This window comes from Actinomadura sp. NPDC049753 (genome assembly GCF_040674655.1).
Taxonomy (GTDB): domain Bacteria; phylum Actinomycetota; class Actinomycetes; order Streptosporangiales; family Streptosporangiaceae; genus Spirillospora; species Spirillospora verrucosospora.
Window position 1 is genome coordinate 1 of record NZ_JBFARL010000251.1, and the last position, 10,442, is coordinate 10,442.

Genomic DNA, 10,442 nt, shown 5'->3' on the forward strand with positions numbered 1-10,442 from the left:
TCGCTCGCGTTGTGCAGCGTCGCCCGCTCCACCGTGGACCCGGCGACCTTGATCGCCGCGGCCGCCTCGGCCGCCTCGGCCGCCTCGGCCTCCGCCACGGTCTCGGTCGCGCCGGCCGACGCGGTCGCGTCGGCGATCTGCAGGACGAGGGCCTCCGCGTCGACCTGCAGCGTGACGCCCGACGGCAGCTTCAGGTCGCCGGCCAGCACCTGCGTCCCGACCTCCAGGCCCTCGATGGACAGGTCCACGGCCTCGGGGATGTGCGTCGCCTCCGCCTCGACCGACACCTGGACCAGCTCCTGCTGGACGACGCCGCCCGCGACGACGTCGCCGACCAGGTTGACCGGCAGGTCGACGACGACCTTCTCGCCGCGCTTCACCAGAAGCAGGTCGACGTGCTCCAGGAAGCCCTTGACCGGGTCGCGCTGGACGTCCTTCGGCAGCGCCAGCTCGGCGCCCCCGGAGAGGCCCTCGATGGTCAGCAGCACGTTCGGCGTCTTCAGCGCGAGCATCAGGTCGTGGCCCGGCAGCGCGATGTGCTGCGGGTCGGTGCCGTGACCGTAGAGGACGGCGGGCACCTTGCCGGCCCGGCGGGTGCGCCGCGCGGCACCCTTACCGAACTCGGTGCGCGGCTCGGCGGCAATGCGTACCTCGGACACGGCGAAAACTCCTCGTTGTTGCTTCCACGGCCGTCCGCCATCGGACGTCCGCTACGGACGATGCGTTGCGTTCCTCGCGCGCCGTCGAAGGCGGGCGCGCTCAAAGATTCGTTTGCGTTCCCCGGGGAGTGCGGCCCCTTCGCGGGCACCGCACTTGAACGTCCTGGGGCATACGCGGTTGCACAAGTCTAGCCCAACACGGCAACGCCCAACGCCACGGCCCTGCCGGCGCCATGGCCACCGCCACGGCCGCCGGCACGCGCCGCGCCCGAGGTCGAGGTCTAGCTGTGGCCGCCGAACAGGCTCGTGACCGAGCCGTCGGAGAACACCTCGTTGATCGCACGCGCGACCAGCGGCGCGATCGACAACACCGTGAGCTTGTCGAACTGCTTCTCCTCCGGGATCGGCAGCGTGTTGGTCAGCACCACCTCGGAGATCCGGGAGTTCTTCAGCCGGTCCACCGCCGGGCCCGACAGCACCCCGTGCGTCGCCGCGACGACGACCTTGGTCGCGCCCTGGTCGAACAGCGCGTCCGCCGCCTTCACGATCGTCCCACCGGTGTCGATCATGTCGTCCACCACGACGCAGGTGCGGCCGGCGACCTCGCCGACCACGTCGAACACCTTGACCTCGTTGGCCACGTCCGGGTCGCGCTTCTTGTGGATGATCGCCATCGGGACGCCGCCCAGCCGGTCGCTCCACCGCTCGGTGACCCGCACCCGGCCGGCGTCCGGCGCGACCACGGTGACCTGGGAGGTGTCCAGCCGGCTCTCGAAGTGCCGGGCCAGCAGGTCCAGCGCGAACAGGTGGTCCACCGGGCCGTCGAAGAAGCCCTGGATCTGCGCGGTATGCAGGTCCACGGTGATCAGCCGGTCGGCGCCCGCCGTCTTGAACAGGTCGGCCATCAGCCGCGCCGAGATCGGCTCGCGGCCGCGGTGCTTCTTGTCCTGCCGTGCGTAGCCGAAGAACGGCGCGACCACCGTGATCCGCTTGGCCGACGCGCGCTTGAGCGCGTCCACCATGATCAACTGCTCCATGATCCACTGATTGATGGGAGCCGTGTGACTCTGGACCACGAAGGCGTCGGAGCCGCGGACCGACTCCAGGAACCGCACGAACGTCTCGCCGTTGGCGAAGTCGTACGCGGACGTCGGCGTCAGCTCGACCTGGAGGTTGTCGGCTACTTCCCTGGCCAGGTCAGGGTGGGCTCGGCCGGTGAAGAGCATCAGCTTCTTCTGGCCGCTCGTTTTTATCCCACTCACCTCTGACAACTCCCCCTCAATGGAACTGTGCCCTACATGTGGGTTGTCGTCCCCACCCCCCGCGCACCAAAGAGCCGGCGCGCGGGTCGTCTTGTCGTCGGGCCGCTCTCCGGTCGGGCGGCCCTGTGTTGTTCCGGAAGACGCCGTCGTCCTCCACCTCCCCGCCCTGAGGCGGGGCAGTCCTCTTCGGGCGCGCTAAGTCGCGCTCTCCTCGCCGGCCCGGGCCCTGCGGGCCGCCTCGGCCGCCGGCGTCCCCGGCCGCTTCCGCTCGACCCAGCCCTCGACGTTGCGCTGCCGCCCCCGCGCGACCGCCATCGCCCCCGGCGGGACGTCCTGGATGATCACCGAGCCGGCCGCGGTGTAGGCGCCGTCCCCGATCGTCACCGGCGCGACGATCATGTTGTCGCTGCCGACCTTCACGTGGGACCCGATGACGCTGCGGTGCTTCTCCACGCCGTCGTAGTTGACGAACACCGAGCTCGCGCCGATGTTCGAGCCGGCGCCGATCTCGGCGTCGCCGACGTAGGTCAGATGCGGCACCTTGGTGCCCTCGCCGATGTCGGCGTTCTTGGTCTCGACGTACGTCCCGACCTTGGCCCCGGCCGCGAGCCTCGTCCCGGGCCGCAGGTAGGCGTAGGGCCCGACCGACGCCTCCGGCCCGATCTGCGCCCCGACGCACACCGCGTTCGTCACCGACGCGCCGGCGCCGACCGTCGTGTCGGTCAGCGTGCAGCCGGGACCGACCCGCGCGCCCTCGCCGAGGTGCGTCCGGCCGTGCAGCTGCGTCCCCGGGTGGATCTCCGCGTCCGGCTCGGCGGTCACGTGCACGTCGATCCACGTGGAGGCCGGGTCGATGATCGTGACCCCGGCCCGCATGTGCGCTTCCAGGATGCGGTCGTTCAGCTGCCTGCGCGCCTGCGAGAGCTGGACCTTGTCGTTGACGCCCTGGGTCTCCACCCAGTCGGCGGCCAGGTGCGCGCCCGCCCGGTGGCCGTCGCCGCGCAGGATCGCCACCACGTCGGTGAGGTACTCCTCGCCGCCCGCGTTGTCGGTCGTCACCCGCTTCAGCGCGTCCGCCAGGAGCGCGCCGTCGAACGCGTACATCCCGACGTTGATCTCGTTGATCGCGCGCTGCTCCTCGGTGGCGTCCTTGTGCTCGACGATCGCCTCGGCGCTGCCGTCCGCCGCCCGGATCATGCGCCCGTAGCCGGTCGCGTCCGGCATCTCGGTGGTCAGCACGGTGACGGCGTTGCCCTCGTCCTCGTGCGCCCGGACCAGCGCCCGCAGGGTCTCGCCCCGCAGCAGCGGGTGGTCGCCGTTCGTCACGACGACCGTCCCGTCCAGGGCGCCGGTCTGCTCCAGCGCCATCCGCACGGCGTGGCCCGTCCCGCCCTGCCGCTCCTGCACGGCGGCCTCGGCGTCCGGGGCGTGCTCGGCGAGATGCCCGACGACCTGCTCGCGCCGGTGACCGACGACCACGACGAGCCGCTCGGGCTCCAGTTCGCGGGCGGCGGCGAGCACGTGGCCGAGCATGCTGCGCCCGCACAGCTCGTGCAGCACCTTCGAGGTACGGGACTTCATCCGGGTGCCCTCGCCCGCGGCGAGGACGATGACGGCGGCCGGGCGGCTCGCAGCGCTCACAAGGAGGCTCCTCGGCATCGCGGACGGGGATCGGTCGGCGGGCCCGCCCACCTGCGACATCACGACACGGCAGGCCGGGGCGAACCCGACACCGGCAGGATACCGCCCACCTCGCTCCTGTCACCCCACCGCCCACCCGCGGCCACCCGGTCGGGCGTCTCAGACAGCTCCGGCGCAAGGACTCGAACCTTGTCTAAGGGCACCAAAAACCCTTGTGCTGCCAATTACACCACGCCGGATCAAAGCAGACGGATCCGGACAGAGCCGCGAACCGACCGGCCCCCACGATACCGACACACGCCCGGGAGAGCCCACCTCATATGGCCATCCGCCCGGCCGCGGCCGCCGTCGCCCACCATGGTCGTTCCGTCCCGGCCGGTTTAGAACGTGTGCTACCGAGCAAGCAAACTGCGTGCCGGTCGGCCCGGGCCCGGTCGGGCGGCACCCCGGTCCCCCCGCGCGTCCTCGGGCGGCCGGCGACCCCCGTTCCGCAAGAGAGTTATGTGACCGAAGAGGCAGTTTCCCACCGATTTTACTGTTCGGCTCTGCCCAACCTACGGATTCGTAGGTTACGTTGGCGTAGGTAAGGCTGCCCCGAGTCACGGGAAGAAGTGATGACGCATGACGACAGCTCCGGCCATGGATCCACCTCGCCCGCAGCGGCGTCCCGAACTCGCGCCCCAGCAGCGCGGCAACGGTGAACGGGCGCTGATCGCCGCGTTCACGGCGCTGCCCTTCCTGGCACTGTTCGCCGCCGTCCCGCTGGCCTGGGGACGGTTCCTCGGCTGGACGGACGTCGTCCTCACGGCGGTCTTCTACCTGGTGTCCGCGGGCGGCATCACGGTCGGCTACCACCGCTACTTCACCCACGGCTCCTTCAAGGCCACGCGCGGCCTGAAGATCTTCATGGCGCTGGCCGGGAGCCTGGCCATCGAGGGGCCGGTCATCACGTGGGTGGCCGACCACCGGCGGCACCACAAGCACTCGGACAAGGAGTTCGACCCGCACTCGCCGTGGCGGTTCGGCGACGACTGGAAGGCCCTGGCCAAGGGGCTGGCCTGGGCGCACTACGGCTGGCTGTTCGACGCCAACCGGACCTCCAAGCAGCGGTTCGCCAAGGACCTGCTCAACGACCGCGACATCCGGCGCATCCACCTGGCCTTCCCCGGCCTGGTCGCGGCGTCGTTCCTGCTCCCCGCCGTGATCGGCGGCCTGGTCACCATGTCGTGGACGGGCTTCCTCACGGCGCTGTTCTGGGCCGGGTTCGTCCGGATCACCCTGGTGCACCACGTGACCTGGTCCATCAACTCGATCTGCCACACGTTCGGCAAGGAGGAGTTCGAGGTCCGGGACAAGTCGCGCAACGTGTGGTGGCTGGCGATCCCCTCGCTGGGCGAGTCGTGGCACAACCTGCACCACTCGGACCCGACCTGCGCGCGGCACGGCGTGCTGAAGGGGCAGGTCGACATCAGTGCGCGCATCATCTGGGCGTTCGAGAAGATGCGCCTGGCCCACGACGTCCGGTGGCCGAACCCCGACAGGCTGGCCGCCAAGCGCACGAAGCAGGCGGTTTGACCGCCACAATTGATGCCGTGACAGATCCCGCTCCCAGGACCCGCAGAAAGCGGATGACCGGCAAGGAACGCCGCGAGCAGCTCCTCGACATCGGCCGGACGCTGTTCGCCGAGCGCGGGCTGGACGGCACCTCGGTGGAGGAGATCGCGTCGGCCGCCGGGGTGTCCAAGCCGGTGGTGTACGAGCACTTCGGCGGCAAGGAGGGGCTCTACGCGGTCGTCGTCGACCGGGAGTTCGAGCGGCTGCTGGGTCTCGTCACCGACTCGCTGAACTCGGCCGTCCACTACCGGAGCAAGCTGGAGAAGGCGGCCCTGGCGCTGCTGGAGTACATCGAGGAGCGCCCGGAGGGGTTCCGCATCCTCGTCCGCGACTCGCACGGCGGGACGGGCACGGGCAGCTACGCCAGCCTGCTGAGCGAGATCGCCGGCGAGGTGGAGCACATCCTGGCGCAGGAGTTCGACCGGCACGGCTACGACGACAAGTTCGCGCCGCTGTACGCGCAGAGCCTGGTCGGCATGGTGGCGCTCACGGGCCAGTGGTGGCTGGACGTCCGCAAACCGCACCGGGAGGACGTGGCCGCGCACATCGTGAACCTGGCGTGGAACGGCCTGTCCGGGCTCGAACCGAGGCCGTCGCTGGACCCGCGCCGCCGCCGCAAGGAGATGGAGCGGCAGGAGAAGCGCGCGGAGAAGGCGGCCGCCAAGGCCGAGCGGGCCGAGGGGAAGGCCGCCGCCAAGGCCGAGAAGGTCCACCGCCGGACGCGGCGCGACTTCGAGGAGATCGCCGACCCGTCAGCCTGAGGGCCGCAGGAACTCCAGACGGTTCCCCACGGGGTCGTCGGCGTAGAAGCGGCGGTGGCCGGGGAACAGGTCGTCCGGCGTGACCTCGTGGCCGGCGGCCCGCAGGCGCGCCGCGAGGGCGTCGAGGTCGTCGACGAGCAGGCCCGGGTGGGCCTTGCGCGCGGGCCGGAAGCCGGGCTCGACGCCGAGGTGGAGCTCGACGCCCGGGCCGCGGAACCAGACGCCCCCGCGCTTGGCGAGTTCGGGCGGCTTGGGCACCTCCTCAAGGCCGAGGACGCCGCCGTAGAACGCGCGGAGCCGGTCCTCACCGCCGGGCGGGGCGGCGAGCTGCACGTGGTGGACACCGATGATCATGGTCGCCTCCGGACATGACACCGGCGGCCGCCCGGAGTTCGTCCGGGAGGCCGCCGGCAGGGGTCGCCGGTCTCGGGTCGCGAGCCGGGTTTCGCGGACGCCGCCCGTCCGCCGGAGATGGCACACCGCAGGGGAACGAGTCGCTTCCCTCGGGCGGGGCGGGCGGCATCCCGTCTAGGGGGTGGTGGCGATCACGAAGATCCTCCGGAACGGGAACACGGTGCCGTAGGGGGCGGCGGGGTAGGCGCGCCTGAGCCGCTCGCGGTACTCGGCGAGGAACTCGTCCGCCTCCGCGGGCGAGAGGGCGGTGAGGACGGGGCGCAGCGCGCTGCCCTTGACCCATTCGAGGACGGGGTCCTCGCCGTGGAGGACCTGCGCGTAGGTGGTCTCCCAGGCGTCGACGGCGCATCCGAGGCGGGCCAGGAGGTCGACGTATCCGGCGGGGTCGAGGACGGGGGCGTCGTGCTGGAGGTGGGCGAGCTTGCCGCGCCACCGTTCGGAGCGGCCCATCTCGCGGAGCAGGACATGGCTGGGCGCGTCGAAGTTGCCGGGGACCTGGAAGGCGAGGCGGCCGCCCGGGGCGAGGGCGCCGACCCAGCGGGGCAGCAGGCGCGGGTGCTCGGGGAGCCAGTGCAGGACGGCGTTGGAGATGACGAGGTCGAGGGGCCCCTCGGGCTCCCAGGCGGCGACGTCGGCGACGCGGAAGGCGAGGCGCCCCGGGATCTCGTGCGCGCGGGCGGCCGCGATCATCTCCGGCGAGCTGTCGAAGGCGTCGATGACGGCGTCCGGCCAGCGGGCGGCGAGGGTGGCGGTGAGCTCTCCGCTCCCGCAGCCGAGATCGGCGACGCGCGCGGGCGGGGCGCCGCCGAGCCGCCCGGCGAGCTCGGTGAAGGGCCTGGCGCGCTCGTCGCCGAAGACCCCGTACTGCGCGGGGTCCCACACGGCCGCGGTTTGTCTCGACATCAAGAAACATCATGCCCGGGGCATATCTTGATGTCAAGAGTCTTGGGGTGCGTGTCCCGGCGACCGGTCGACTGACGGATGCGCCCCCGTCCGCGGCGCTCCTAGGCTCACCGGCATGACAGACGACGAGAGCGGATGGGCGCTGGCGCTCGGCCCCGGCGGGCCGGTCGGGACGGCGTGGCTGATCGGGCTCGCGGCGGGGCTGCGCGAGGCGGGCGCGGACCTGGCGAGTGCGGCCCTGACGGTCGGGACCTCGGCGGGCGCCATCGCCGGCGCGGCGATCGCCGCCGGCAGGGACCTGGCTGCGCTGGAGGAACTGCCGCCCCGCGACGGCCCCCCGGCGCCGGCGGACGGCTCGGTGATGGCGCGGGTGTTCGAGGTGGGCGCCGCCCCGGGGCTGGAACCGGACGAGGCCAGGCGGCGGATCGGGCGGCTGGCCCTGGACGCGGCCGCGCTTCCCGCCGAGCGCCACCGCGCGAGCATGCGGTACCTGGTCGGGACCGACACGTGGCCGGACGCACGGCTGCTGATCACCGGGGTGGACGCCGTGTCGGGCGAACCGGTGCTGTGGGACGGGTCGAGCGGCGTCCCGCTGTCGCTGGCGGTGGCCGCGAGCAGCGCCGCACCCGGCTTCGCCGAGCCGGTGCCGATCGGCGGGCGCCGCTACATGGACGGCGCGTTCGCCGGATGGTCGGATGCGGAGCTGGCGAAGGGAGCCGGGCCGCTCGTCGCGGTGGAGCCGATGCCCCACATGCGGGGCGGCGGCACAGGCCTCCGGATCGTCCCGGACGCGCGGGCGCTGGAGGCGTTCGGGCCGAACCTCGGGGACCGCTCGCGCTGGACGCCCGTCTACCGGGAGGGGGTCAGGCAGGCGCCGGAGGCGGCCGAGCGGATCACCGCCGCGCTGGCCGCCCGCCGCTGATCGCGCCCCGTCTTTCTCGATATCAAGACAGGTAGGGTGGCGGCATGCGCGATGAGGTCGACAGGCTGGTCGAGGCGTGGAACAGCGAGCGCCCGGACCTGGACGTCCGGCCGCTGCAGGTCCTCAGCCGCGTGTCCCGCCTGGCCCGGCACCTCGACCGCGCCCGGCGCGCCGTGTTCGCCGACCACGGCATGGAGCCGTGGGAGTTCGACGTGCTCACCGCGCTGCGCCGGGCGGGCGCCCCCTACCGTCTGAGCCCGGGCCGCCTCCTGCACGCCACCCTGGTGACCTCCGGCACGATGACGAACCGCATCGACCGGCTGGCAGCGGCGGGCCTGGTGGAGCGGCATCCCGACCCGCAGGACAAGCGCGGCGTGCAGGTCCGCCTCACCGACGCGGGTCTGACCCGCGTCGACGCCGCCTTCGCCGACCTGCTCCGCCGCGAGCAGGCGATCCTGGAAGGCCTCTCTCCCGACCAGCGCGAAGCCTTGGCCGACCTCCTGCGAACCCTCCTCATCCCCTTCGACGCGTAGCCGTCGTGTCGCTCCGGCCGCCCGACCCCGTGCCCCGGCCGAGGACCCCGCTTCAGGGGGTCAGGGCGGTTTCCAGGGCGGCGGCCACGGCGCAGAGGCGTTCCTCGCCTCCGGCGGGGCCGATGAGCTGGACGGACGCGGGCAGGTGCGAGCCCGGCACCGGGACGGGCAGGGCGAAAGCGGGGAGCCCGGCGACGTTGATCTGGCCCACGAGCGTCGTGAGGACGAGGTCGGACTCGTCCGCCTCATCGGGCTCCGGGGGCAGGCACGTCAGGACCGGCAGGGCGATGGCGGCGTGCCGGGCGAGGATCGCGTCGAGCTCCGCCCTGATCGCCTTCCGCACGCCGAGCGCCCGGTCGAGCATCCCGGCGCCGGACACGTCGATCATGTGCTGGATGCGGCGCGCGATGCGGCCGCTCAGCTTGTCCGGCTCGGTGAGCAGGCTCCCGTTCAGGCGCGGGGCCTCGTCGCTGATGATGACGCCGTTGGCGGTGGCGGCGTCGGCATAGTGCTCGGACGTGACATCGGTGACGGGGCCGAGGCGGCGCAGCGCTTCGTCGACGGCGGCGTCGACCGCCGGGTCCACGCCGTCCACGCGGAGGCGCGCGACGGTCATGGACGGGTCGTAGGGGGCGGGCGTGAAGCCGGGTTCGAGCAGGCGCATGCCGAGGACGACGGCGGCGACGTCGCGGCCCATCGGCCCGACGACGTCCAGCGTCGGCGACAGCGGATGCACGCCGTCCAGGGAGACGCGGCCGTTCGTGGTCTTCAGGCCCGCGATGCCGCAGCAGGCGGCCGGAATGCGGATCGACCCGGAGGTGTCGGTCCCGAAGGCGACGTCGGCCTCGCCGGTGGCGACGGCGACGGCGGAGCCGCTGGACGAGCCGCCCGGCACCCGCGACGGGTCGAGCGGGTTCACCGGCGTGCCCGACCAGGGGTTGACGCCGTCCGCGGCCATGCACAGCTCGTTCAGGTTGGTCTTCCCGGCGATGCGGGCGCCCTGCGCGCGGGCGGACGCGACGGCGGGCGCGTCCGCGGCGGCGGGCTCGGCGCGCTCGGCGACGGCCCGGCAGCCCGCGGTGGTGGGCAGGCCGGCGACGTCGATCGCGTCCTTGACGGCGAGCCGCGGGCCGTCGCCCGGCTCGTCCGTCCTGATGATCCAGGTCGTCATTCAGGGATGATGCCCCGTGTGCCCGCGAACCGCCAGGAACGTCCTGCTAACCGAGATCCTCGGCGAGCATGAGCCACTCCTCCTCGACGCCGGCGGCCTCGGCCTGGACCTCCTTGAGCCGGGCGTCCAGCTCCTGGAGCTTGGCGTAGTCGGTGGCGTGCGCGGCGAGCTGCTCGTGGAGGGCGGCCTGCTGACCAGCGAGCTTCTCCAGGCGGCGTTCGAGGCGGTCGAGCTCCTTGCGGGCCTTCCAGTCCTGGCCGCCCGCCTTGGGCTTGGGCGGCGCCGCGGCGGGCTCGGCGCGGACCGCGCCGGGCTTCGGCGCGGTCCCGGCGGCGCGGCGTTCGAGGTACTCGTCGACGCCGCCGGGCAGCAGCGACACGCGGCCGTCGCCGAGCAGCGCGACGACGTGGTCGGTGATGCGCTCCAGGAAGTAGCGGTCGTGGCTGACGACGACGAGGGTCCCGGGCCAGCCGTCCAGGAGGTCCTCGACCTCGGTGAGGGTCTCGATGTCGAGGTCGTTCGTGGGCTCGTCCAGCAGGAGGACGTTGGGTTCGGCCATCAG

At 72.7% G+C, this 10,442-nt stretch carries 10 protein-coding genes, 1 tRNA gene and 1 pseudogene; 4 read left to right on the forward strand and 8 right to left on the reverse strand.

What is annotated here, in order from left to right; genetic code table 11:
• The 4 genes from AB0K37_RS36935 to AB0K37_RS36950 all read right to left on the reverse strand — a co-directional run.
• A partial coding sequence (locus tag AB0K37_RS36935; protein WP_363989399.1) for a 50S ribosomal protein L25/general stress protein Ctc occupies nucleotides 1–659 on the reverse strand: 659 nt, incomplete at its 3' end.
• 281 nt (nucleotides 660–940) lie between these two features.
• The gene (locus AB0K37_RS36940) at nucleotides 941–1,921 is read right to left on the reverse strand and encodes a ribose-phosphate diphosphokinase (RefSeq protein ID WP_141578287.1); all 981 of its coding nucleotides are present in this window, start codon (nucleotides 1,919–1,921) and stop codon (nucleotides 941–943) included.
• Nucleotides 1,922–2,116: 195 nt separating this feature from the next.
• A complete protein-coding gene (gene glmU, locus AB0K37_RS36945) occupies nucleotides 2,117–3,562 on the reverse strand; it encodes a bifunctional UDP-N-acetylglucosamine diphosphorylase/glucosamine-1-phosphate N-acetyltransferase GlmU (protein WP_363989402.1) in 1,446 nt (481 codons plus the stop codon).
• A 167-nt stretch (nucleotides 3,563–3,729) separates the two neighbouring features.
• Nucleotides 3,730–3,801, reverse strand: a tRNA-Gln gene (locus AB0K37_RS36950).
• Nucleotides 3,802–4,183: 382 nt separating this feature from the next.
• Here AB0K37_RS36950 and AB0K37_RS36955 point away from each other — a divergent pair.
• Entirely contained in the window at nucleotides 4,184–5,137 is a 954-nt protein-coding gene (locus tag AB0K37_RS36955; RefSeq protein ID WP_363989405.1) for an acyl-CoA desaturase, read from the forward strand.
• Nucleotides 5,138–5,190: 53 nt separating this feature from the next.
• Nucleotides 5,191–5,937 (forward strand): TetR/AcrR family transcriptional regulator, encoded by a 747-nt coding sequence (locus AB0K37_RS36960; protein WP_363989408.1) that lies wholly within the window; start codon nucleotides 5,191–5,193, stop codon nucleotides 5,935–5,937.
• Here AB0K37_RS36960 and AB0K37_RS36965 read toward each other — a convergent pair.
• A complete protein-coding gene (locus AB0K37_RS36965; RefSeq protein ID WP_363989411.1) occupies nucleotides 5,929–6,291 on the reverse strand; it encodes a VOC family protein in 363 nt (120 codons plus the stop codon). The genes AB0K37_RS36960 and AB0K37_RS36965 overlap by 9 nt on opposite strands.
• Before the next feature lie 174 nt (nucleotides 6,292–6,465).
• Nucleotides 6,466–7,254 (reverse strand): trans-aconitate 2-methyltransferase, encoded by a 789-nt coding sequence (locus AB0K37_RS36970; RefSeq protein WP_363989414.1) that lies wholly within the window; start codon nucleotides 7,252–7,254, stop codon nucleotides 6,466–6,468.
• A 115-nt stretch (nucleotides 7,255–7,369) separates the two neighbouring features.
• On the opposite strand from AB0K37_RS36970, the gene AB0K37_RS36975 reads away from it, so the two are divergent.
• Nucleotides 7,370–8,176 (forward strand): patatin-like phospholipase family protein, encoded by an 807-nt coding sequence (locus AB0K37_RS36975; protein ID WP_363989416.1) that lies wholly within the window; start codon nucleotides 7,370–7,372, stop codon nucleotides 8,174–8,176.
• A 44-nt stretch (nucleotides 8,177–8,220) separates the two neighbouring features.
• Complete coding sequence (locus AB0K37_RS36980; protein WP_363989418.1) at nucleotides 8,221–8,709, forward strand: MarR family transcriptional regulator; 489 nt, start codon at nucleotides 8,221–8,223, stop codon at nucleotides 8,707–8,709.
• Between the two features lie 52 nt (nucleotides 8,710–8,761).
• Here the strand turns inward: AB0K37_RS36980 and AB0K37_RS36985 are convergent, their stop codons facing one another.
• Both AB0K37_RS36985 and AB0K37_RS36990 read right to left on the reverse strand, forming a co-directional pair.
• On the reverse strand, nucleotides 8,762–9,880 hold the full coding sequence (locus AB0K37_RS36985; RefSeq protein ID WP_363989421.1) for an amidase: 1,119 nt from the start codon (nucleotides 9,878–9,880) through the stop codon (nucleotides 8,762–8,764).
• A gap of 46 nt (nucleotides 9,881–9,926) precedes the next feature.
• Nucleotides 9,927–10,442: pseudogene (locus AB0K37_RS36990) on the reverse strand (ABC transporter ATP-binding protein); the annotation flags it as partial.